We start from the raw sequence: 23,959 nt of genomic DNA, 5'->3' as shown, positions 1-23,959 counted from the left end.
AGTCTGGACACCCATAGCTCGACGCTCTTGAAGGTAAGGACCGGTTAGTGCAAACCCACGAGATCCGCAGGCGATTCCTCGACCACTTCGTCAAGGCCGGCCACACCGAGGTGCCCAGCGCCTCGCTGATTCTCGACGACCCGAACCTTCTGTTCGTCAACGCGGGCATGGTTCCGTTCGTGCCGTTCTTCCTCGGGCAGCAGACGCCGTCCTACTCGCGCGCGACGTCTGTGCAGAAGTGTGTCCGCACCCTGGACATCGAAGAGGTCGGCATCACCACCCGCCACAACACCTTCTTCCAGATGGCGGGCAACTTCTCCTTCGGTGACTATTTCAAGAAGGAAGCCATCTCCCACGCCTGGCAGTTGCTGACAGGTTCGGTCGAGGACGGCGGATACGGCATCGATCCCACGCGCTTGTGGGCAACCGTCTATCTCGACGACGACGAAGCGTTCTCGATCTGGCGCGACGAGGTCGGTGTGCCCGAAGAGCGCATCCAGCGCCGCGGCATGAAGGACAACTACTGGTCCATGGGCATTCCCGGACCGTGCGGCCCCTGCTCCGAGATCTTCTACGACCGCGGCGCCGAGTACGGCGTCGAGGGTGGCCCGGAAGCCGACGAGGATCGCTACATCGAGATCTGGAACCTCGTGTTCATGCAGAACGAGCGCGGCGAGGGCACCAACAAGGGCGACTACCCGATCCTCGGACCGCTGCCGAAGAAGAACATCGACACCGGCATGGGCGTCGAGCGCGTTGCGTTCCTCCTGCAGGGCGTCGAAAACGTCTACGAGACAGACCTTCTCCGCCCCGTCATCGACAAGGCTGCCGAACTGACCGGCAGCGTGTACGGGACCGATCACACTTCTGACGTCCGTTTCCGCGTCATCGCCGACCACGCACGCACCGCCGCGATGTTGATCGCCGACGGTGTGAACCCCGGCAACTACGGCCGCGGATACGTCCTGCGCCGGTTGCTGCGTCGCATCGTGCGCTCGGCCAAACTGCTCGGCAGCGAGCAGCCCACCATGCGCGAGTTCATGATCGTCGTCCGCGACACGATGGCGCCGTCGTACCCGGTTCTGGAAACCGACTTCACGCGCATCGAGAACGTTGCCGTCGGTGAGGAGACCGCGTTCCTCAAGACGCTGGCTTCGGGTTCGGCCCTGTTCGAGAATGCTGCCGAGACGGTCAAGTCGTCCGGAAAGTCGGTCATCGCCGGCGATCAGGCGTTTGCACTGCACGACACCTACGGCTTCCCGATCGACCTCACGCTCGAAATGGCATCCGAGGCCGGTCTCACCGTCGACGAAGACGGCTTCCGCACGCTCATGGCCGAGCAGCGCAAGCGCGCCAAGGACGACGCTCAAGCGCGCAAGCACGCGCATGCGGACCTCACGGTCTACAAGGAACTGCTCGATCGAGGTGCCACCGAGTTCACCGGTTTCGACGAGCTCGTCTCCGAGGCTCACGTCCTCGCACTGATCGTCGACGGTGTCCGCGTGCCGGTCGCGAAGGCCGGTCAGGACGTCGAGGTCATCCTCGACCGCAGCCCGCTCTACGCAGAGTCCGGTGGACAGATCGCCGACATCGGTTCGCTCACCGCGCCGGGCCTCGAAGCCAAGGTCAACGACGTGCAGAAGATCGCCAAGAAGGTCTGGACGCACAAGGTGACGGTGCAGAAGGGCGAGATCACCGAGGGCGACGTCGTGCTCGCGCACGTCGACGCCGAGTGGCGCAAGGGTGCAACCCAGGGGCACTCCGGTACCCACATGGTGCACGCGGCGCTGCGTCAGGTGCTCGGCCCCAACGCCGTTCAGGCGGGTTCGCTCAACAAGCCGGGTTACCTCCGCTTCGATTTCTCCTGGCAGGGCGCGCTGTCCGACTCCCAGAAGCAGGACATCGAGGCACTCACCAACGAAGCCGTGGCGTCCAACTACGCGGTCAACACATTTGTCACGGATCTCGACAAGGCCAAGGCGATGGGTGCGATGGCACTCTTCGGTGAGAACTACGGGGACGAGGTTCGTGTCGTCGAAATCGGCGGTCCGTTCTCGATGGAACTGTGCGGCGGTACTCACGTCGGAAGCTCCGCCCAGATCGGTCAGGTCACGCTGCTCGGTGAGCAGTCGGTCGGCTCCGGAATCCGACGCGTCGAGGCGTACGTCGGTTTGGACTCCTACCGCTACCTCGCCAAGGAACGCGCTCTCCTCGCCGGACTCTCCTCCTCACTGAAGGTTCCTTCGGAAGAGGTACCCGCCCGCGTCGAGGCGCTCGTCGAGCGACTCAAGGTGGCCGAGAAGGAACTCGAGCAGACCAAGGCCAAGGCTGTGCTGGCGTCGGCAGGCGAGTACGTCGCCAAGGCCAAGCGCATCGGTAGCGTCCTGGTCATTGCCGAGCCTGCTCCCGCGGGAGTCGGCGGCAACGATCTGCGCAGCCTCGTCACGGACATCAAGGGCCGACTCGGCTCCGAACCCGCCGTCGTAGCTCTCCTCGGTGACGTCGACGGCAAGGTCCCGTTCGTGGTCGCCTCCAGCAAGGCAGCCCAGGGTCTCGGTGTGAAGGCCGGCGAGCTTGTCGCGTCCTTCGGTCCCAAGATCGGTGGCCGCGGCGGCGGAAAGCCCGACATGGCCCAGGGCTCGGGTTCGGACTCCGCCGGAATCCCGGCGGCGCTCGATGCGATCCGGGACAGAGTCGGAGAGCTGGCGGGCGGCAGCTGACGGTGGTGGCTACGCAGCAGGGTCCCGATCGCCCCGGCATCGACGACCCTGGTCGCGGGCGGCGCATCGCCATCGACGTCGGCAGTGTTCGCATCGGCGTCGCGTCAAGCGACCCCGACGGCATCCTCGCGACACCGGTGGAAACGGTTCCACGCTCGAAGGAGCGTGGGCCCGACGCGCCGGATATCCGGCGCATTATCGCCATCGTGTCCGAATACGAGGCCGTTGAGGTTATCGTCGGACTGCCACAGACGCTGCGCGGTGAGCAAGGTAAAGCCGCCGGTATCGCGACTGCATTCGCCAAACGACTGCAGCGGGCCGTCGAACCGATCCCGGTGAGACTGTCCGACGAACGACTGACGACCGTCACGGCTGCGCGCAACCTCCGCGAAAGTGGAGTCAAGGCACGCGGCCAGCGGCCGATGATCGATCAGGCTGCGGCGGTGGAAATCCTGCAAGGCTGGCTGGACGAGCGGAGTAGAGCTGTGAAACCAGGGGAGTCGTCGAAGGACGCTGCACTGGAGGGCGATCTGTGAACGCGCGGTGGGATGAGGGCGGCGGAAGCCGGCCCACCAGTTCGTTCGACTTCGACAACGACGAGACCATGGTCATGCGTGCGTTGCCGCAGAACATCGATCCGCCGCATATGTCGCGAGCGGAGGCACGCAAGCAACGCGAAGCGCGCAACAAGCGCGCCAAGCGAGGTAAGAAGGTTGGTGTTCTCGCTCTCCTGGTGTTGGTGATCGCGGTTCTCGGTGTCGGTGCCTACGGTGCCCTCTGGTACATGGATCGCAACAAGGCCGCGGAGGACTTCGCCGGCCCGGGCGGCGCACCCGTGGTCATCCAGATCAACAGTGGAGAAACCGCATCGGAGATCGGTGCGACGCTGGAGGCGAAGAACGTCGTCGCGAGTTCCGCTGCTTTCTACAACGCTGCGATCGCCAATCCGTCGGAGATCCAGAAGGTACAACCCGGCTTCTACCAGGTGCCGGTGCAGAGTAGTGCCGCGAGCGCACTCGACAGTTTGGTTGCCCCGGACTCCCGAGTCGGCAGTGTTGTCATCGCCGAAGGGCGTCAGCTGCACGACAGTTCGGACGCGCAGACGGGCTCGCTCAAGAAGGGCATCTACAACCTCATTTCCGAGGCGAGTTGTGTCGGCCCGGTTTCCGCTCAGAAGTGCGTCTCGACGGACGAATTGAACACTGCGGGAGCGTCTTCCGATCTGGCTTCGCTCGGCGTGCCGGACTGGGCGATGTCGTCGGTCAAGAGCGTGCCGGACAAGGACCGTCAGCTCGAAGGCCTGATCGCCGCCAGCAGTTGGGATTTCGACCCCACTGCGACGCCGACCGAGATCCTGCGTTCGTTGGTCGAGGGCAGCGCCGCTAAGTACGAGGCCACCGGGATCCTGACAGCAGGCAGCGGAGTCGGAATGTCGCCGTACCAGTTGTTGGTGGCAGCGTCGCTGGTCGAGCGTGAGGCATTGCCTGGCGACATGGCCAAGGTCGCGCGGGTGATCGTCAACCGACTCGCAGTCGATCAGCCTTTGCAGTTCGACTCCACGGTCAACTACTCACTCGACACCACCGAGGTCGCCACGACCGATGCGGACCGTGAGCGCGTCACGCCCTGGAACACGTACGCAATGCCCGGTCTGCCTGCGACGCCTATTGCTTCACCGAGCATCGACGCGCTGAAGGCCGTGGAATCGCCGGCGGCCGGTGACTGGTTGTACTTCGTCACGATCAACAAGGAAGGCCAGACGCTCTTCACCAAGAGTTACGAGGAGCATCTGGCCAACATCGAACTGGCACAGCAAAGTGGGATTCTCGACAGTGGACGGTAGTACCGCGACTTCGCTCGCGACGCCGCGTAAGGCGGCAGTTCTCGGAAGTCCGATCGCTCACTCGAAGTCGCCGTTGCTGCATCTGGCCGCGTACGAGGCTTTGGGGCTGAGCGATTGGACCTACGAGCGGATCGAATGCACCGGCGAGCAGTTGCCTGCCCTCGTTGACTCACTCGGCCCCGAATGGGTCGGCCTCTCCGTGACGATGCCGGGCAAGATCGCAGCACTCGACTATGCCACCGAACGCACACCGCGAGCGGTGACCATCGGCTCGGCCAACACCTTGGTTCGCATCGACGGCGGTTGGCGTGCCGACTGCACGGACGTCGACGGAGTCAGCGGTGCGTTGATCGCCGGCGGCGTCGGCGATCTCAGCGGCACTTCGGCGGTAGTTGTCGGCGCGGGAGGCACCGCGCGGCCGGCACTGGTCGCGTTGGCCGACATGGGAGTTCGGACAGTCACCGTGGTCGCGCGTGATCCGGGGCGAGCATCCGGTGCCATCGAATGCGGCAGTGCTGTCGGGTTGGACATTGATCTGGTCTCCTTCGACGACGCACGACTCGGTGGGATCTGTGCCGAATCCTCGGTCTTGGTCAGCACCGTTCCCGCAGAAGCGGCCGCGCCTTTCGCCCAGCAACTGGGGAGGGCACGATTTGTCCTCGACGCGATCTACAACCCTTGGCCGACGCCACTCGCTTCGGCTGTCGAGGCGGCTGGTGGCACGGTGATCGGTGGCCTCGAGATGTTGCTCAATCAGGCCTTCGGGCAGGTAGAGCAGTTCACGGGCAAGCCCGCTCCGCGAGAGGCGATGGCAGCCGCTATCGCTTAGCTCTGTTCACAGTGTCGAGGTAGTCCACAAGACGATTCGTAGAGTGCCGCTGGTGAACGCCAGACACCAAGCTCGAAACCATGTGGACGTTGGTGGTCTTGGCAGGCGCTGGGGTAGTCGGTGGTGTCGGTGCTCGGGCGATCGTCGACAGTTGGTTGCGACGACACGGTTATCGACCAGTCGTGGCTCTCTGTTGTGTGCCCCAGTGCGGTGTCGCCACAGGTTGGGTTGCCGTCGGCGCACTGAATACCTCGGTGGTGCAACTGATCTCAGGTCTTGCCGTGGTGTGGTGGTGCGTCGCAATCTCGACTGTCGACCTGGCCGTGCGCCGGCTGCCCAACAGTTTCACGCTGCCGGGTTACGTCGTCGTGATGGTCTACGCGGCGGCGTCGGGAACGGTGTGGGTTGCTGCAGTGGGATCGGCACTGCTCGCCGGAATCCACCTCCTGGCGCACGTGATGTCGCCTGGTTCCATGGGTCTCGGCGATGTGAAGCTCTCTCTTCCGTTGGGCGCTCTGACCGGATTGGTGGGCGCTGACGCCTGGCTGTGGTCGTTGGTGTCTGCATCGGTGCTCACCGCAACCCTGGGTGTCGTGATCGAACTGCGAAAACTGGGCCGGCGACAGTCGGGGCCGGTAGCCCACAATTCGCCCATCGCGCACGGTCCCTCGATGTGCCTGGCAGCCTGCGGTTCGATGGCGTTTGCCTGGTTGACGTGACGAGTGCAACATCCGCGGAAAACCTTGCGTTATTGACTATTCAACGACGGACCGTGATCTGCAGGAAAGACGTAACCGTCGGTTTCATAACGGCGGGTATCGCAGGCGCGCAGTCCCAGCATGCGGCGAGTCGGACTTGCCGAATGTCCACTCCCTGACGTTGACTGAGGCTTCGGAAATGGGACAAAACGAATCTCGTTTCGCACTCGATTATCGGGGGAACCTATGCGCACAAGGCTTTTCGTCGCTGCGGCAGCCTGTTTGGCGGCTGTGGCTGCAGGGGCGGGCGTCGCCGGCGCCGCGCCTGCACCTTCGTCGGTGGCACTGGGCGGGGGCTCAGGAATCCTGCTGCCGGACGTGGATCATTCCGATCCGGAGCAAGTTGCGGCGTGCACGTTGACCGCGGTCGGATACGACAACGCCGGCTCGCTCGTGGCACTCACCGCCGGACACTGCGGAGTTGTCGGGGACCGGGTGTTCGCCGAATACCTGCCCGAAGCCGGCCCCATCGGTCGGTTCTCCTACTCGAGTCCGGTCTCGGATATCGCGGTGATCGATCTCGACGACGCGAAGGTAGCCCCGCTACGTACCGTCGGCGGCACGACGATCAACGGAATCGGCGCTCCGCCGGCACCGGGCACGATCGTGTGCAAGGAAGGCCGTTCGACCGGCAACACGTGCGGTATCACCTGGGGCTACGACTCCGTCTACGGTGAAATTGTCGAGCACACGTGCTCGATTCCCGGAGACTCCGGTGGACCACTCGTCGTCGGCGATCGCCTGGTGGGCTTGATCAGCAACGGCTTCGAACCGTACTGCTTCGAGCCGCTCCCGCCGCCGTTCCATGCTCCCGACAACTCGGCGGACATCAACATCGGTTTGGCTGACATCAATGCCAACGGTGGAGGATTCCGCCTGTTCTAGACCCGCAGGAACCTCTGAGATGGCCCACACGCATCGTGCGTGTGGGCCATCTGCGTTCACCCGGAGGGCCACTGTGACAACTGAGGTCTGCGACGTGGAAAGATGGTCGGCGTGCTGCGTTGGATAACTGCCGGAGAATCCCATGGTCCCGCCCTCGTCGCGATGCTCGAGGGCATGGTCGCGGGGGTCGAAGTGACCTCTGAGGCCATCTCGTCCGAACTTGCCCGTCGTCGACTCGGTTACGGCCGTGGCGCGCGGATGAAGTTCGAGGCCGACAAGGTCACCATCATCGGTGGTGTCCGCCACGGATTTACGCTCGGTGGCCCCGTGGCCATCGAAATCGGCAACACCGAGTGGCCCAAGTGGGAAACCATCATGTCCGCCGACCCGGTCGACCCGGACCTGCTCGCCGATCAGGCTCGCAATGCCCCGCTGACGCGCCCGCGTCCCGGTCACGCCGATTACAGCGGCATGCTCAAGTACGGCTTCAACGACGCGCGTCCCGTCCTCGAGCGCGCCAGCGCTCGCGAGACCGCAGCCCGTGTAGCCGCCGGAACAGTCGCACGGTCGTTCCTGCGTCAGGTATTCGGTGCCGAGGTCGTTTCACACGTCATTTCCATCGGTGCTTCCGAGCCTTACGTCGGGCCCGTGCCGGATGGCAAGGACCTGGACGCGATCGACGCGAGCCCGGTCCGCGCATTCGACAAGGCTGCAGAAGAGTCGATGATCGCCGAGATCGAATCGGCCAAGAAGGACGGCGACACCCTCGGTGGCGTCGTCGAGGTCGTCATCCACGGCCTGCCGGTCGGACTCGGCACTTTCGTCAGTGGCGCCGAGCGTCTCGATTCACGACTTGCCGCAGCTCTCATGGGAATTCAGGCCATCAAGGGTGTCGAGGTTGGTGACGGCTTCGAGACCGCGCGTCGTCGTGGCAGCGAGGCTCACGACGAAATCCGCCCGGGCCCGGACGGCATCGTGCGTTCCACGAACCGCGCAGGCGGTATCGAAGGTGGCATGACCAATGGTGAGGCCCTTCGAGTTCGCGCCGCGATGAAGCCGATCTCGACGGTTCCGCGCGCTCTGGCGACGGTCGACATGGAGAGCGGCGAGGAAGCGGTTGCCATCCACCAGCGCAGCGATGTGTGCGCGGTTCCGGCCGCCGGCGTCGTCGCCGAGTCGATGGTTGCGCTTGTCGTGGCTCAGGCCGCACTCGAAAAGTTCGGTGGTGATTCCATTGCTGAAACCACTGCCAACTACCGTCGTTACGCCGAGGGCATCGCAGCCCGACCGCCTCGATAGGACTCACGTATCGATGAAGCCGAAGGCTGTACTCATCGGTCCGCCCGGTGCCGGCAAATCGACCATCGGTCGACGTCTCGCGCAGGCACTCGAACTCGAATTGGTCGATACCGACGCCGAGATCGAACGGACCACGGGTAGAACGATCCCGGAGATCTTCACCCATGACGGAGAGCCTCGGTTTCGTGAGATCGAGGAATCGGTGGTTCGCGACGCGTTGCAGGCCACCGACGGAATCGTCTCGCTCGGCGGTGGTGCGATCCTGTCCGATCGCACGCGCGAACTGCTCCAGGGTCACACGGTCATCTACCTGGAGATCAGTGTCGCCGAAGGGCTTCGCCGCACGGGGGCGAACAATCATCGTCCGCTGCTGGCCGGCGGAGATCCCAAGGTCAAGTACCAGGAGCTGATGAGGCGTCGTCGTCCGCTGTACCGGCGTTCGGCCACGATTCGGATTCGGACGGACGGCCGAAGCCCGGCGCGTGTCGTCGGGCAATTGGTGTCGAAACTTCAAGACAAATGAACAACCGGAGCGGAGTAGTGGAGCAGTGACCGAACCCGTACGTGTAGAGGTGAAGACCGCAAGTCCCTACCCGGTCGTGATCGGCCGCGGCCTGCTCGGTGACCTTGTTGCCGAGTTCGACGGCGCGCGCACTGTCGCGATCTTCCATCAGCCGCCGCTGGCAGAGACCGCGGAGGCTGTACGGGCTGCGTTGGCAGAGAAGGGAATCGACGCTCACCGCATCGAAATCCCCGACGCCGAGGACGGTAAGGATCTTGCCGTCGCGGGCTTCTGCTGGGACGTGCTCGGCCGGATCGGCCTGACTCGCAGCGACGCGATCATGAGCTTGGGCGGGGGAGCGGCGACCGACCTCACCGGCTTCGTCGCTGCTACGTGGATGCGTGGTGTCAAGGTTGTTCACGTCCCCACCACTTTGCTCGCGATGGTCGACGCAGCAGTGGGCGGCAAGACCGGTATCAACACCGAAGCGGGCAAGAACCTCGTCGGTTCGTTCCACGAGCCGGGAGCGGTGTTCATCGATCTCGCGACGCTCGAGACTGTGCCGCACAACGAGATCGTTGCAGGCATGGCCGAGGTCATCAAGACCGGATTCATCGCCGACCCGGTGATCCTGGACCTCATCGAAGCCGATCCCAAGGCTGCTCTCGATCCGTCGGGAACTGTTCTGCCCGAGCTGATTCGGCGCTCCGTCGAGGTCAAGGCCAAGGTCGTGGCCGCGGATCTGCGCGAGTCGGATCTGCGCGAAATCCTCAACTACGGCCACACCCTCGGCCACGCGATCGAACGTCGTGAGCGCTACAAGTGGCGCCACGGTGCCGCTGTCTCCGTCGGCCTGGTCTTCGCTGCCGAACTCGGACGGCTCGCGGGCCGACTCGACGACGCCACCGCCGATCGTCACAAGTCGATCCTCGATCTCGTCGGGCTGCCGACGTCGTACGACGGTGATGCGTTCGGCGATCTGATGAAGGGAATGCAGACCGACAAGAAGAACCGTGCCGGGTTACTCCGTTTCGTGGTCCTCGACGGCCTCGCCAAGCCGGGCCGCCTCGAAGGGCCGGATCCGAGCCTGCTGGTCGCGGCGTACTCCGCGATCGCCCGTGATCCCAGGCCGGCTGGCGGAACGGTCCTGCTGTGAGGATCAACGTCGTCAACGGACCCAATCTGGGGCGTCTGGGTAAGCGTCAGCCCGAGGTCTACGGCGCGACCACACACGACGATCTGATCGAATTGTGCGTCGCGGCAGGTGAGGACCTCGGCGTCGAGGTGATCGTCCGTCAGAGCGATCACGAAGGCGATCTGCTCGGTTGGATCCACGACGCGGCGGACGCGGGGGAACCGGTGATCCTCAATGCCGGTGGCTTGACGCACACGTCGGTGGTCCTGCGAGATGCATGCGCCGAACTGGCCGCAGGTCTCGTCGAGGTGCACATCTCGAACGTTCATGCGCGAGAAGAGTTTCGGCACCATTCCTACCTGAGTCCGATTGCGACCGGCGTGATCGTCGGACTCGGCGTCGCCGCGTATCCGCTGGCGATCAGGTTCCTCGCCGAGCGAGGCTGAACGAGGGAAGTCGAAAAGCCGACCACACGAATGCGGCCCCGAGGAAAATTTCCTCGGGGCCGCATTCGATTGTGTAGACGGCGGGCGTTACTGCTCGCGCTTGCCCAGATCGATCGCTGGGAAGACCGCGGTATCGGCGTCGGATTCCTCGACGGACATGGCGGCTCCGCTGTATGCGTGCTGCTCGGTGGGGGAGTCGTAGCCCTCGCTGACGGGCACCGGTTCGTGGTGACGCTCGTGGGACGGGGTCTGCGGAGCGGTTCCATTCTTGCGCTGCTCACGACTGACGAAGAAACGTCCGACGGTGATGGCGATCATGGCAGGGACGAAGATGAGAAGGATCGTGAACGCCGCACCGGAGGTCACCTCGAAGAACAAGCCCTGCTGAGTGAGTTCGAGGGAGGGGACCAGGCTGAGTGCCCAGCTGGCAGCGCCGGCGACGAATCCGCCGACCAAAGCAGCTTTGAGCCACAGCATGGTCAGATCGGCGCCGTCCTCGGGTTCGGGGAAGTTTCGGCGGTCGCCAATGCCGTCGATACCACCCCAGATCGCGGCGAAGACGATGACGATCAACAGGGACAGCCAGCGCAGGGTGGACCCCTGAAGTGGCCACTGTGCGATCGCTGCACCGAGCAACGCACGAAACACAACATGTATCAGGGCCATGCCGAGGCCACGTACCAACCACGCATTCATGGGTACAGCCTAACTAGAACCCATTACACCTTGTGGCCTAACCCACACTTATTGCTGTAACCGTGAGTTTCGAGTTGATCGGCAGGTCTGCGAGGGCGGTAGGTTCGAGGGATGCCGGTCGACTTCAGAACACGCCGTGAATCCCTCAGACGCCTCCTCGCGGAGCGCGAACTCGACGCGATTCTCGTCACAGATCTCCTCAATATCAGGTACCTCACCGGTTTCACCGGTTCCAATGCTGCGCTCGTCGTCAGTGCGTCCGATTCGGAGTCCGACGAACGCGCGACGGTGATCTGCACCGACGGTCGTTACGTGACGCAGGTGGCGGAGCAGGTTCCGGACCTGCGCGCTGAAATCGCCCGTTCGAGTGCTGCGCACTTGATCGAGAAGTCGACGATGCCCGTTCTCGCGTTCGAGTCACACGTCGCGACGTTCGCCGAACATCGCGCATGGACCGAGGCAGCACCGAAGATCCGGTTCGAACCGGTGAGTGGACTCGTCGAACAGTTGCGCATGGTCAAGGACGAGCACGAGGTGGAGTTGTTGCGCGCCGCATGCACTTCAGCCGATGTCGCGTTGGCGCAGTTGATCGCTCGCGGCGGTCTGCGACCTGGCCGAACCGAACGAGAGGTCGGTCGTGAACTGGAAAACCTGATGCTCGACAACGGCGCAGACGGTATTTCCTTCGAGACGATCGTGGCGGCAGGCGTCAACTCGGCGATTCCGCATCACCGACCGACCGACGCGATCCTGGCGTCGGGCGACTTCGTGAAACTCGACTTCGGCGCACAGGTCGGTGGGTACCACTCGGACATGACCCGGACGTACGTGCTCGAGTCCGTTTCCGATTGGCAACGGGAGATTTACGAACTCGTCGCGCGGTCACAAGCTGCCGGTTGCGATGCCCTCGCTCCGGGTGTCGAATGTGCGGCCGTGGACGCCGCCGCCCGTTCGGTGATCGACGATGCAGGCTACGGCGAGTTGTTCCTGCACGGCCTCGGCCACGGTGTCGGCCTCGAAATCCACGAAGCACCGGGAATCGGCAAGCTCGGCACCGGTACACTTCTTTCCGGCGCGGCGGTGACCGTCGAGCCGGGCGTGTACTTCTCCGGGCGCGGAGGTGTACGGATCGAGGACACGCTCGTTGTTCGTGAGCAGGGGCCAGAGCTGCTCACACTGACCGCAAAAGACCTTACCGTCGTCTGAGACGGTTTCCCGACCCCTAGGAGACGCGAAGCAAGTGGCTTCCACCAGTGATTTCAAGAATGGTCTGGTTCTGCAGATCGAAGGCCAGCTGTGGACGATCATCGAGTTCCAGCATGTCAAGCCCGGCAAGGGCCCTGCCTTCGTGCGCACCAAGCTCAAGAACGTGCTCTCGGGCAAGGTAGTGGACAAGACGTTCAACGCCGGTGTGAAGGTCGAGACCGCCACGGTCGACCGTCGTGACATGACCTACCTGTACCACGACGGCAGCGACTACATCTTCATGGACGGCGACACCTACGACCAGGTGTCGATCAGTGAATCCACCGTCGGCGACCAGTCGCGTTTCCTGCTCGAGAACATGGCCGTCCAGGTCGCGACCCACGAAGACGTTCCCCTCTTCGTCGAGCTTCCGGTCACGGTCGAGCTCGTCGTCAAGCACACCGATCCGGGCCTACAGGGCGACCGCTCCACCGGCGGCACCAAGCCTGCCACCCTCGAGACCGGTGCCGAGATCAACGTGCCGCTCTTCATCAACACCGGTGACAAGCTCAAGGTCGATTCCCGTGACGGCAACTACCTCGGGCGTGTGAATTCCTGAGTGTCCGGCACACATAAGAAACTCGGTGCACGCCACAAGGCGCGCAAGCGTGCCGTCGACTTCCTCTTCGAAGCCGAGGCACGTGACCTCGATCCGGTCGCGCTCGCATCGGAGCGTTCCGATCTGTCCGTCAAGGACGACGCGGTAGCACCCGTCGCGGCCTACACCGTCACGTTGGTGTCCGGCGTTGCGGAGAATCTGGACCGGATCGATCAGGTCATCTCCTCGCATCTGCAGGATTGGACGCTCGAGCGTCTGCCCGCCGTCGACCGTGCGATTCTGCGTATCGCCGTGTGGGAGCTCTTCCATGCGACGGACGTTCCGCCGGTTGTCGCCGTGGACGAGGCCGTCGAACTCGCGAAGCAGCTCTCGACGGACGACTCTCCGGGATTCGTCAACGGAATCCTCGGTCAGGTCGTTCTCGTTGCGCCGCAGGTTCGATCGGCTGCAGCTGCGACCTCGCAGCGCGCGCAGGAATCGGATTCGGGTACCGAGTAGCAAGTTCTGTTCCACCACCGCCGTGCGAGGGTCACCGTGCGCGTTGTGTGTCTGCACACAACCGGTCGAAGTCGCTGCTCGCACGGCGGGATCAGGTCTGTCGGCTGATAGGGTGGGGACCGTCAGACATCCTTTAACGATCCGTCCAGTGAGGCGGAGAAGGAGGTCGCTGTATGAGCGTGCCCGAAGGGTCTCGCCCATCCGATCTTGCAGGTCCAGGCAGCGCCAAGGCATCCGCTGGTGCCGAGGCAAGTAGTGAGACCCGTGAATTGTTGTCCGCCCAGGATGTGGGCCGGACCATCGCGCGGATCGCTCACGAGATCATCGAGAAAACCGCACTCGACGGACCCGAGGGAACAGCCCCTCGTGTGGTCCTGATCGGCATCCCGACGCGCGGAACCACCCTCGCCACGCGACTGCGCGCCAAGATCGAAGAATTCTCCGGTGTGCGTCTTCCCATCGGATCTCTCGACATCACGCTCTACCGTGATGATCTCCGCACCAAGCCGCATCGCCCGCTCGAGCGCACGTCCGTCCCCGAAGGTGGCGTCGACAATGCTCTGGTCGTCCTGGTGGACGATGTCCTCTTCTCCGGTCGCACCGTGCGCTCCGCCCTCGATGCGTTGCGCGATCTCGGTCGCCCCCGGGCCGTCCAACTCGCAGTGCTGGTCGATCGCGGTCATCGCGAACTGCCGCTGCGCGCCGACTACGTCGGCAAGAACGTCCCGACCGCGAGGTCAGAAGACGTCAAGGTTCTCCTCCAGGAACACGACGGCAGGGAAGCGGTAGTCATCTCCGGAGGTAAGAGCGCGTGAAGCACCTTCTTTCCATCGCGGACCTCGATCGTGAGTCCGCGGTAGAACTTCTCGACGAGGCAGAACGCTTCGAGCAGGCGCTGCTGGGCCGCGAAGTACGCAAACTCCCGACGCTGCGCGGACGCACGGTCATGACGGTGTTCTTCGAGAACTCGACGCGCACCCGGGTGTCCTTCGAGGTGGCCGGTAAGTGGATGAGCGCGGACGTCATCAACGTCAGCGCATCGAGTTCCTCGGTGTCCAAGGGCGAATCCCTGCGCGATACCGCGATGACCCTGCGCGCGGCCGGTGCTGACGCCCTCATCGTGCGGCATCCGGCTTCGGGTGCCGCCCATCAGATCGCCAAGTGGACCGGAGCGGCCGACGACGGTGGCCCGGCAGTCATCAACGCAGGTGACGGCACGCATGAGCATCCAACTCAGGCGCTTCTCGACGCTTTGACCCTTCGCCAGCGCCTCGGCGACATCGAGGGCAAGCGGATCGCGATCGTCGGCGACATTCTGCACAGCCGTGTGGCCCGGTCCAACGCGCTGCTGCTCTCGATGCTCGGCGCGGAGGTCGTCTTGGTGGCGCCTCCGACACTGCTGCCGGTCGGCGCGCACACGTGGCCGGTCACGGTCTCGCATTCGCTCGACGCCGAACTGCCCGGACTCGACGCGGTGCTGATGCTGCGGGTTCAGGCCGAACGCATGAACGGCGGCTTCTTCCCTTCGCAGCGCGAGTACTCGATCAACTACGGCCTGTCCGAGAAGCGACTGGCGATGCTGGCCGACCACGCGGTGGTCTTGCACCCCGGTCCGATGCTGCGCGGCATGGAGATCGCATCCGCCGTCGCCGATTCCTCGAAAACTGCTGTACTGCAACAGGTTACCAACGGCGTACACATGCGCATGGCTGTCTTGTTCCGACTGCTGGTCGGGTCGGAGGACGGTGCGCTGTGACCAGAAACGAGAACGGAGAATCACCCGTGAGTGTCCTGCTCCGCGGAGTCCTGATCTACGGAGAAGGTGAGCCCACCGACGTACTCGTCGGCGACGGCACGATCCTCGAGATCGGCGTGGATCTCGATCCGGCCACGGCATCCGAGGTGATCGATGCCGGCGGGCAGATCCTCCTTCCCGGCTTCGTGGACCTGCACACCCATCTACGTGAGCCTGGTCGCGAAGACACCGAGACCATCGAAACCGGAAGCTCCGCGGCCGCTCTGGGTGGATACACCGCGGTCTTCGCGATGGCGAACACGAGCCCCGTCGCCGATTCGGTGGTCATCACCGATCACGTCTGGCGACGCGGACAGGAAGTCGGCCTCGTCGACGTCCACCCCGTCGGCGCAGTCACCGCAGGCCTGGAGGGCAAGCAGCTCGCCGAGATGGCGACCATGGCCGCAGGCGTCGGCAAGGTCAAGATGTTCTCCGACGACGGTCACTGCGTCTACGACCCACTGATCATGCGTCGCGCGCTCGAATACTCCAGCTCACTGGGCGTCCTGATCGCGCAGCACGCGGAAGAACCGCGTTTGACGGTCGGTGCGGTCGCCCACGAGGGCCCCACGGCCGCGCGTCTCGGCCTGGCCGGTTGGCCGCGAGCAGCCGAAGAATCGATCGTGGCCCGTGACGCACTGCTCGCGCGTGACGCTGGCGCCCGCGTTCACATCTGCCACGCATCCACCGCCGGAACCGTCGAACTCGTGAAGTGGGCTCGCAGCCAAAGGATTTCGATCACCGCCGAGGTCACCCCGCATCACCTGCTTCTCGATGATTCACGTCTCGAGACGTACGACGCCATCAACAAGGTCAACCCGCCACTTCGTGAGGCCAGCGATGTTGCTGCCCTGCGCAAGGGTCTGGCCGAGGGCATCATCGACTGCGTGGCCACCGATCACGCTCCGCACGCCGAGCAGGACAAGTGCTGCGAATTCGCGGCCGCCCGCCCCGGAATGCTCGGCCTCGAGACCGCGCTCTCGATCATCGTGCAGACGATGGTCCAGCCCGGCCTGTTGGACTGGCGCGGTGTTGCGCGGGTCATGAGCGAGCGCCCGGCGGCGATCGTCGGACTCGACGATCAAGGCCGTCCCATCGAGGTGGGGGAGCCCGCCAACCTGACATTGGTCGATCCGTCGGCCGAGTGGACGGTCCACGGCCCAGACCTGGCGAGTGTCGCGCATAACACTCCGTACGAGTCGATGACATTGCCCGCACGGGTCACGACCACACTGTTACGTGGCCGCATCACCGCACACGACGGGAATGTGCGGCTGCGGAGTAGCGAGGAGTAGCGCGTCATGGACAGAGCACTGTGGATCATCGGTCTGGCGATCTTCTGGGTCGCAATGATCGGCCTGATGTACGTCGGTTGGCGTGGACGCGCTCGACGCCAGAAAGACAAGATCGGCGAACTGCCGACGGTACCGGCAACCCTGGGTGAACTGCTCGTCCTGCCGACCACCGGCCTGTACGTCGGTAGCACCATCGCACCCAGTTGGCAGGACCGCATCGCCGTCGGCGACCTCGGTTTCCGCGCCACCTGCGAGATCAGCCGCTACAGCGGCGGAATTCTGGTCGAGCGTGACGGTGCGTCGGCCATCTGGATTCCGGAGAAGTCGATCCGCGCGATCCGCACGGAGAACGGTCTTGCCGGCAAGGTCATGAGCAAGGACGGCGTCCTGGTGATTCGCTGGGAATTGCCGAGCGGAACCGAGATCGACACGGGCGTGCGCGGTGACGACAAGACGGTTTATCCGGACTGGGTCAAGCCGGTAACTGCTTCGAACAAGACTGCTTCGAACAAGACTGCCTCGAACAAGACGAATGACAACGAAGACGCAAGCTCTGGCGACATCGAGCAGAACGGAAAGAACGCATGAGCGGCTTTGGCAACAGCCCCGCAGTACTGGTCCTCGAAGACGGACGGGTGTTCCGCGGAACCACCTTCGGTGCGGTTGGACAGACCCTGGGCGAAGCGGTGTTCAGCACCGGCATGACCGGCTACCAGGAAACGCTCACCGATCCCAGCTACCACCGCCAGATCGTGGTCTCCACCGCGCCGCAGATCGGCAACACCGGCTGGAACGACGAAGACGACGAGTCGGTCGGACCGACCGGCGAGAGTGCCGGTGCCAAGATCTGGGTTGCCGGGTACGTCGTTCGTGACCCCTCGCGCGTCACCTCGAGCTGGCGTGCAACCGGTTCGCTGCAGGCCAAGCTCGAAGAGCAGGGCATCGTCGGAATCGCCGGGATCGACACTCGTGCCCTGGTTCGCCACCTGCGTACTCGCGGTTCGATGAAGGCAGGCGTCTTCTCCGGTGAAGCCATCGCCGCCGATGACGAACTGGTCCGACGGGTTCAGGATCAGCCGACCATGCTCGGCGCCGATCTTGCCGGTGAAGTCAGCACCACCAGCGGCTACGTCGTCGAGCCGAAGGGCGGGGAGGCGCTGTACACGGTTGCCGCGATCGATCTCGGTATCAAGACAAACACCCCGCGCATGTTCGCCGAGCGCGGTATCCGCGTCCACGTGTTGCCGTCCAACGCGAGTCTCGAACAGATCCTCGACCTCAAGGCCGACGGAGTGTTCCTCTCCAACGGTCCCGGTGACCCGGCCACCGCCGACGGCGCAGTGCACCTGACGAAAGAGGTCATCGGACAGGGCTTGCCGCTGTTCGGTATCTGCTTCGGCAACCAGATCCTGGGCCGCGCCCTGGGCCTGAGCACGTACAAGATGAAGTTCGGCCACCGCGGCATCAACATCCCGGTGATCGAGCATCAGACCGGTCGCATCGCGATCACCGCGCAGAACCACGGCTTCGCGCTCGAAGGCGAAGCCGGCCAGGAATTCGACACCCCGTTCGGTCGCGCGGTGGTAAGCCACACCTGCGCCAACGACGGAGCCGTCGAAGGTGTTCGCCTGCTCGACGATTCGGCCTTCTCGGTGCAGTACCACCCGGAGGCGGCAGCCGGCCCGCACGACGCTGCGTACCTCTTCGACCGCTTCACCAGCCTGCTCTCCGCACGGAAAGAAACCGGAGTCAAGAACTAATGCCACGCCGTACAGATCTCAAGCACATCCTGGTAATCGGCTCCGGTCCGATCGTCATCGGTCAGGCCTGTGAGTTCGACTACTCGGGCACCCAGGCTTGCCGCGTCCTCCAGGAGGAGGGCCTGCGCGTCAGCCTGGTCAACTCCAACCCGGCCACCATCATGACGGACCCCGAGTTCGCCGACGCCACGTACGTCGAGCCGATCACGGCCGAGTTCCTCGAGAAGGTCATCGCCAAGGAAGCGTTGCAGGGCAACAAGATCGACGCCGTCCTCGCGACGCTCGGTGGTCAGACTGCGCTCAACGCCGCTGTGGCGCTGCACGAGCAGGGCATCCTCGAGAAGTACGACGTCGAACTGATCGGCGCCGACTTCGACGCCATCCAGCGCGGCGAGGATCGCCAGAAGTTCAAGGACATCGTCGCCAAGGTCGGTGGCGAATCCGCGAAGTCCGCAGTTTGCTACACGATGGACGAAGTACACGCCACGGTCGCCGAACTCGGTTACCCGGTTGTCGTGCGTCCGTCCTTCACCATGGGCGGCCTCGGTTCCGGCATGGCGTACGACGTCGACGATCTCAACCGCATCGCCGGTGGCGGTCTGGCCGCGTCGCCGACGGCGAACGTCTTGATCGAGGAATCCATCCTCGGCTGGAAGGAATACGAACTCGAGCTGATGCGCGACAGTCGCGACAACGTCGTGATCGTCTGCTCCATCGAGAACGTCGACCCGGTCGGTGTCCACACCGGAGACTCGGTCACCGTTGCTCCGGCGATGACGCTGACCGACCGCGAGTACCAGGCGATGCGCGACCTCTCCATCGACATTCTGCGTGAGGTGGGCGTCGACACCGGCGGCTGCAACATCCAGTTCGCGATGGACCCGGCCGACGGCCGCCTGGTTGTCATCGAGATGAACCCGCGCGTTTCCCGCTCGTCGGCGCTGGCGTCGAAGGCGACCGGTTACCCGATCGCCAAGATGGCCGCCAAGCTTGCCATCGGCTACACGCTCGACGAGATCGTCAACGACATCACCAAGGAAACCCCGGCTTGCTTCGAGCCGACACTCGACTACGTCGTCGTCAAGGCTCCGCGGTTCGCTTTCGAGAAGTTCCCCGGTGCCGACGGAACCCTGACCACCACGATGAAGTCGGTAGGCGAGGCCATGAGCATCGGCCGCAACTTCACCGAGGCTTTCGGCAAGGTCATGCGTTCACTCGAGACCAAGCGTGCGGGTTACTGGACCGGCGCCGACATCGAGACGGAGAGCCTGGACGCCCTGCTCGCCGATCTGAGCGTTCCGCAGGACGGCCGCATGTACGGCATCGAGAAGGCATTCGCCCTCGGCGCAACTGTCGAGCAGCTCTTCGACGCCACCAAGATCGATCCGTGGTTCCTCGACCAGTTCCAGCAGATTCACGAGCTCGGTGAAAAGCTTCGCGCTGCAGAGTCTTTCGACGAGGCTGCCCTGCGTCAGGCCAAGTACCACGGCATCTCGGACCGTCAGATCGCGGCTCTGCGCCCCGAACTCGGTGGTGACACGCACGCAGGTGAGGACGCCGTTCGCGCTCTGCGTGATCAGCTTGGCGTGCGCCCCGTCTACAAGACCGTCGACACCTGCGCCGCAGAGTTCGAGGCCAAGACGCCGTACCACTACTCGACCTACGAGCTTGATCCCGAGGCCGAGTCCGAAGTGGCTCCGCAGACCGAGCGACCCAAGGTTCTGATCCTCGGATCCGGCCCCAACCGCATCGGCCAGGGCATCGAGTTCGACTACTCGTGTGTCCACGCTGCCCAGACGCTGTCCGAGGCCGGGTACGAGACCGTCATGGTCAACTGCAACCCCGAGACCGTCTCCACGGACTACGACACCGCTGATCGCCTGTACTTCGAGCCGCTGACATTCGAGGACGTCTTCGAGGTCTACCGCGCGGAGGCGCAGTCGGGCACCGTTGCCGGCGTCATCGTCCAGCTCGGCGGCCAGACCCCGCTCGGATTGGCGAAGCGCCTCGAAGCTGCTGGCGTTCCCATCGTGGGAACCAGCCCCGCAGCCATCGACCTGGCGGAGGACCGCGGCGAATTCGGTCGCGTGCTCACCGAAGCCGGTCTGCCTGCACCGAAGTTCGGTACCGCCACCACGTTCGACGGCGCCCGCGAGATCGCAGCAGGCATCGGCTACCCGGTGCTGGTGCGTCCGTCGTACGTGCTCGGTGGACGCGGCATGGAGATCGTCTACGACGAGGCTTCACTCGCCGACTACATCTCGCGTGCCACGGAGATCTCCGACGATCGTCCGGTCCTGGTCGACCGCTTCCTCGAAGACGCGGTCGAGATCGACGTCGACGCTCTGTGCGACGGCACCGAGGTGTACCTCGGCGGCGTCATGGAGCACATCGAGGAAGCCGGCATTCACTCCGGTGACTCGGCGTGCGCACTCCCGCCCATCACTCTGGGCCGGGCGGATCTCGAGAACGTCCGCCGCTCCACCGAGGCTCTCGCAAAGGGCATCGGCGTCAAGGGCCTGCTCAACGTCCAGTACGCCCTCAAGGACGACATCCTCTACGTGCTGGAAGCAAATCCCCGCGCCAGCCGTACGGTTCCGTTCGTCTCCAAGGCGACGGCCGTCCAGCTGGCCAAGGCATGCGCCCGCGTCATGCTCGGCGAATCCATCGCCGACCTGCGCGCAAGCGGCATCCTGCCGGCGACCGGCGACGGTGGAAACACCCCGGCCGGTGCACCGATCGCGGTCAAGGAAGCTGTGTTGCCGTTCAACCGCTTCCGCCGCGCCGACGGTACCGGCGTGGATACCTTGCTCAGCCCGGAAATGAAGTCCACCGGTGAAGTCATGGGTATCGACTTCGACTTCGGTACGGCTTTTGCCAAGTCGCAGACGGCCGCCTACGGGTCGTTGCCCACCACAGGCGCGGTGTTCGTCTCGGTCGCCAACAAGGACAAGCGTTCGCTGATCTTCCCGGTCAAGCGCCTGGCAGATCTCGGATTCACCATCCTTGCCACTGAAGGAACCGCAGATGTGTTGCGGCGCAACGGTATCGAGTGCAAGCAGGTGTACAAGCAGTCGGGTGAGGATGTTCCGGCCGGTGCCGAGACCATCGTCGACCAGATCCGCAGCGGTGAGGTCGCCATGGTCATCAACACCCCGTACGGCAACAACGGTCCGCGTGTCGACGGCTACGAGATCCGAAGCGCAGCAGTCGCGTCGAACATCCCGTGCATCACGACGGTCCAGGGCGCCTCGGCAGCCGTGCAGGGCATCGAAGCGGCCATCCGCGGCGACATCGGAGTTCACTCCCTGCAGGAACTGCACGCAGGTCTTCGTCAGCCGGCACAGCAGTCGTGAGTCACAGTTGGGGGCATCGTCTCCGGTCCGCGATCGCGGACCGGGGGCGGCTGTGCGTCGGTATCGACCCGCATCCCGCGCTTCTCGACGCGTGGGGACTGCCACGTACCGCCGAAGGTCTGGAGACTTTCGCCGAGATCTGCGTCGAGGCCTTCACCGGTGAGGTTGGACTCGTCAAACCTCAGGTTGCGTTCTTCGAGGCGTACGGAAGCGCCGGCTTCGCCGTGTTGGAGCGGACCATCTCGGTTCTTCGCGATGCTGGAACGCTTGTCGTCGCGGACGCCAAGCGCGGTGACATCGGTTCGACGATGGACGCGTACGCGCAAGCCTGGTTGGGTGATTCGCCGTTGGCCTCCGACTCGGTCACCGTTTCGCCGTACCTGGGATTCGGGGCGTTGGCTCCGACACTCGAACTGGCAAGGCAGAACGCACGCGGGATCTTCGTGCTGGCACGAACCTCCAATCCGGAAGGCGGCGTACTTCAACAGTCGTCGGCTGACGGTGTGAGCGTGGCTCAGTCGATCGTCAACGCTGCGGTCGACGCGAACGCCGACGGACGCGACACCGTCGGACTGGTGGTCGGTGCAACTCGGGACCACGGTCTGGACCTGTCGCAGTTCAACGGCCCGATTCTCGCTCCGGGGCTCGGCGCGCAGGGTGCGACGGCAGCGGATCTCGCAGACATCTTCGCGGGATCGACCGAGCTCCTGCTCCCGAACACTTCCCGTGGGGTGCTCAAGCATGGTCCTTCGGTATCGGCACTTCGGGAGGCAGCAATGCGTGACCGAGACGAGATCGAAGCCGCATTGGCGCACTGATCCGTGAGTGACCTCGAGGCTCGTTCGAGCGGTGGAACCCGGTGGTACCGTCCGTCGGTGAATCGTTGGTGGCAGATCGGACTTCTCGTCGCGGCGTGCGCGCTGCTCGCCACCGGGTTCCAATCCGTCACCGGCGTACACGGCGACGATCTCGCCGTGTACCGGACGGCAGGTCAAGCCGTCCTCGACGGCTCGAACCTGTACGACGAGTCGTTCAACGCGAGACTGCCGTTCACTTATCCGCCCTTCGCTGCGCTCGTCGCCGTTCCGGTCGCCTTGGGTTCCTGGGGTGCGGTCCAGTGGGGATGGAGTTTCGTCAGCCTCCTGATGCTGGCCGCGATCATCGTGCTCAGCTATCGCGAGGTCCCGTTCACACGTAGGCGGCCCGTCGTCGTCTACGTGGGTTTCCTGGTCCTGTGGACGGCGGCATCGCCGATCTCCGATCACCTCGGGTACGGGCAGGTCGGGTTGTTCCTGACACTCCTGTGCCTGATCGACGTGCTGGCTCGACCACGGTGGATTCCCGAGGGTGTGCTGGTGGGGATCGCCGGGGCCGTCAAACTGGTGCCTCTCGTCTACATCGGTTACTACGTGATCACCGGGCGTTGGAAAGCGGTTGCGGGCGCCCTCGCCGGCTTCCTCGGCGCCACGGCACTCGGCTTTGCCGTTCTCCCGCGCCAGACGATCGACTACTTCGGTGACATCGCCTCACTCTCGGGGCGCGTCGCGGTCGGTGACCCGTCTGTGTTCGGTAACCAGTCCGTGCGTGGAATGGCCTTACGGCTACTCCCCGAGGGCCTGGTGGGTCCGGCATGGCTCGTCGCCTGTGCAGTGTTGGGTGTCCTCGGAATTGTCGCGACGCGGCGCGCTCAGCGCCTGCGAGGTGATCTTGCCGGTTTCACGGTGGTGGCTCTGCTGGCGGCAATCGTGACTCCCATTGCCTGGACCCACCACTTCGTGTGGTTGGTGCCGGCGGTGGGTGTGCTCCTCGTTCCGATCAAGTCGGGCGTGGGGGAAGACACCCGATCGGTACCCGCGTGGTCCTGGATCGCGATCGGCCTCACCGCTGCGGTCGTGCTGTTTCGGCTTCCTCGGGTCGGCGCGGACATGGATATCCCGGTCGTCGGCTTCGTCCTGGAGAATTCATTGCTCTGGGCGAGCCTCGCGGTAGTACTCGCTCTGGCCGCCCCCGGCGTGAGCCGCACCGAACCGGACACGGTCGATGCCGACGATCCGAAATCGTCGATGCCGACCTGAAAACAGGCCGCGACACGCGCATGGGCGTCGAAAATGCTCGAAATTTTTGGATGTGTCGGCGACCACGTTCATTCCCGCAGGTAACGATTTCGCACACACGCATGGGGACGTCGCACCCGATGTATCGAAATGCTTTGTGTTACAGTCTATTTCGGTACTGTACGCACGTTCGTGTTGCGTCGAATCCGTCTCGATCCAGCCGAAAACGGCGACGATGTGTGACATCGATTCGACGCGCATAACCCACCGCGATCTGCATCGGA

Annotated in this window: 22 protein-coding genes; 21 read left to right on the top strand and 1 reads right to left on the bottom strand. The window is 64.2% G+C overall.

Annotated elements, in window-relative coordinates; translation table 11 throughout:
• Positions 1–47 precede the first annotated feature (47 nt).
• The 10 genes from alaS (at position 48) to aroQ (ending at position 10,417) form a co-directional block, all read left to right on the top strand.
• On the top strand, positions 48–2,720 hold the full coding sequence (gene alaS / locus QM596_RS10895; protein WP_019748361.1) for an alanine--tRNA ligase: 2,673 nt from the start codon (positions 48–50) through the stop codon (positions 2,718–2,720).
• Between the two features lie 2 nt (positions 2,721–2,722).
• A complete protein-coding gene (gene ruvX / locus QM596_RS10890) occupies positions 2,723–3,256 on the top strand; it encodes a Holliday junction resolvase RuvX (RefSeq protein WP_003944838.1) in 534 nt (177 codons plus the stop codon).
• Positions 3,253–4,563 (top strand): endolytic transglycosylase MltG, encoded by a 1,311-nt coding sequence (mltG, locus tag QM596_RS10885; protein ID WP_019748362.1) that lies wholly within the window; start codon positions 3,253–3,255, stop codon positions 4,561–4,563. The genes ruvX and mltG overlap by 4 nt, the downstream gene beginning before the upstream one ends.
• Positions 4,553–5,392 (top strand): shikimate dehydrogenase, encoded by an 840-nt coding sequence (locus tag QM596_RS10880; RefSeq protein WP_283308935.1) that lies wholly within the window; start codon positions 4,553–4,555, stop codon positions 5,390–5,392. The genes mltG and QM596_RS10880 overlap by 11 nt, the downstream gene beginning before the upstream one ends.
• An 80-nt stretch (positions 5,393–5,472) precedes the next feature.
• Positions 5,473–6,111 (top strand): prepilin peptidase, encoded by a 639-nt coding sequence (locus QM596_RS10875; protein ID WP_133728038.1) that lies wholly within the window; start codon positions 5,473–5,475, stop codon positions 6,109–6,111.
• 225 nt (positions 6,112–6,336) lie between these two features.
• Positions 6,337–7,035, top strand: a complete 699-nt coding sequence (locus QM596_RS10870; protein ID WP_020907692.1) for a S1 family peptidase — start codon at positions 6,337–6,339, stop codon at positions 7,033–7,035.
• 111 nt (positions 7,036–7,146) lie between these two features.
• Positions 7,147–8,334 (top strand): chorismate synthase, encoded by a 1,188-nt coding sequence (gene aroC, locus QM596_RS10865; RefSeq protein ID WP_024487252.1) that lies wholly within the window; start codon positions 7,147–7,149, stop codon positions 8,332–8,334.
• 13 nt (positions 8,335–8,347) lie between these two features.
• On the top strand, positions 8,348–8,857 hold the full coding sequence (locus QM596_RS10860) for a shikimate kinase (RefSeq protein WP_020907693.1): 510 nt from the start codon (positions 8,348–8,350) through the stop codon (positions 8,855–8,857).
• A gap of 25 nt (positions 8,858–8,882) precedes the next feature.
• Positions 8,883–9,992 carry a 3-dehydroquinate synthase gene (gene aroB / locus QM596_RS10855; protein WP_020907694.1) on the top strand — a complete coding sequence of 370 codons (1,110 nt, stop codon included), beginning with the start codon at positions 8,883–8,885 and terminating at the stop codon, positions 9,990–9,992.
• The gene (gene aroQ / locus QM596_RS10850) at positions 9,989–10,417 is read left to right on the top strand and encodes a type II 3-dehydroquinate dehydratase (protein ID WP_283308934.1); all 429 of its coding nucleotides are present in this window, start codon (positions 9,989–9,991) and stop codon (positions 10,415–10,417) included. The genes aroB and aroQ overlap by 4 nt, the downstream gene beginning before the upstream one ends.
• Before the next feature lie 87 nt (positions 10,418–10,504).
• Here aroQ and QM596_RS10845 read toward each other — a convergent pair whose 3' ends face one another.
• Positions 10,505–11,113 (bottom strand): B-4DMT family transporter, encoded by a 609-nt coding sequence (locus tag QM596_RS10845; protein WP_283308933.1) that lies wholly within the window; start codon positions 11,111–11,113, stop codon positions 10,505–10,507.
• A 111-nt stretch (positions 11,114–11,224) separates the two neighbouring features.
• Here QM596_RS10845 and QM596_RS10840 point away from each other — a divergent pair, with 111 nt between their 5' ends.
• The 11 genes from QM596_RS10840 to QM596_RS10790 all read left to right on the top strand — a co-directional run bounded on the left by QM596_RS10840 (position 11,225) and on the right by QM596_RS10790 (position 23,696).
• Positions 11,225–12,319, top strand: coding sequence for a M24 family metallopeptidase (locus QM596_RS10840; RefSeq protein WP_070796960.1), 1,095 nt, complete (start codon positions 11,225–11,227; stop codon positions 12,317–12,319).
• 34 nt (positions 12,320–12,353) lie between these two features.
• Positions 12,354–12,917: an elongation factor P gene (gene efp / locus QM596_RS10835; RefSeq protein ID WP_003944958.1), complete on the top strand. Its 564-nt coding sequence runs from the start codon at positions 12,354–12,356 to the stop codon at positions 12,915–12,917.
• Positions 12,918–13,415 (top strand): transcription antitermination factor NusB, encoded by a 498-nt coding sequence (gene nusB / locus QM596_RS10830; RefSeq protein ID WP_007728014.1) that lies wholly within the window; start codon positions 12,918–12,920, stop codon positions 13,413–13,415.
• Between the two features lie 173 nt (positions 13,416–13,588).
• The gene (gene pyrR, locus QM596_RS10825) at positions 13,589–14,230 is read left to right on the top strand and encodes a bifunctional pyr operon transcriptional regulator/uracil phosphoribosyltransferase PyrR (protein ID WP_020907698.1); all 642 of its coding nucleotides are present in this window, start codon (positions 13,589–13,591) and stop codon (positions 14,228–14,230) included.
• On the top strand, positions 14,227–15,171 hold the full coding sequence (locus tag QM596_RS10820) for an aspartate carbamoyltransferase catalytic subunit (protein ID WP_003944883.1): 945 nt from the start codon (positions 14,227–14,229) through the stop codon (positions 15,169–15,171). The genes pyrR and QM596_RS10820 overlap by 4 nt, the downstream gene beginning before the upstream one ends.
• On the top strand, positions 15,168–16,505 hold the full coding sequence (locus QM596_RS10815) for a dihydroorotase (RefSeq protein ID WP_283308932.1): 1,338 nt from the start codon (positions 15,168–15,170) through the stop codon (positions 16,503–16,505). The genes QM596_RS10820 and QM596_RS10815 overlap by 4 nt, the downstream gene beginning before the upstream one ends.
• 6 nt (positions 16,506–16,511) lie before the next feature.
• Positions 16,512–17,093 carry a PH-like domain-containing protein gene (locus QM596_RS10810; protein WP_020907699.1) on the top strand — a complete coding sequence of 194 codons (582 nt, stop codon included), beginning with the start codon at positions 16,512–16,514 and terminating at the stop codon, positions 17,091–17,093.
• Positions 17,090–18,265 (top strand): glutamine-hydrolyzing carbamoyl-phosphate synthase small subunit, encoded by a 1,176-nt coding sequence (gene carA, locus QM596_RS10805; RefSeq protein WP_003944927.1) that lies wholly within the window; start codon positions 17,090–17,092, stop codon positions 18,263–18,265. The genes QM596_RS10810 and carA overlap by 4 nt, the downstream gene beginning before the upstream one ends.
• A complete protein-coding gene (gene carB / locus QM596_RS10800; protein ID WP_047888353.1) occupies positions 18,265–21,621 on the top strand; it encodes a carbamoyl-phosphate synthase large subunit in 3,357 nt (1,118 codons plus the stop codon). The genes carA and carB overlap by 1 nt, the downstream gene beginning before the upstream one ends.
• Complete coding sequence (pyrF, locus tag QM596_RS10795; protein ID WP_021332968.1) at positions 21,618–22,439, top strand: orotidine-5'-phosphate decarboxylase; 822 nt, start codon at positions 21,618–21,620, stop codon at positions 22,437–22,439. Before carB ends, pyrF begins: the two co-directional genes overlap by 4 nt.
• Positions 22,440–22,496: 57 nt before the next feature.
• Complete coding sequence (locus tag QM596_RS10790) at positions 22,497–23,696, top strand: glycosyltransferase 87 family protein (protein WP_232816752.1); 1,200 nt, start codon at positions 22,497–22,499, stop codon at positions 23,694–23,696.
• Positions 23,697–23,959 lie beyond the last annotated feature (263 nt).

The organism is Rhodococcus sp. IEGM 1406 (assembly GCF_030056745.1).
Taxonomy (GTDB): Bacteria; Actinomycetota; Actinomycetes; order Mycobacteriales; family Mycobacteriaceae; genus Rhodococcus_F; species Rhodococcus_F erythropolis.
This window is presented reverse-complemented; position numbering and strand designations above follow the sequence as displayed.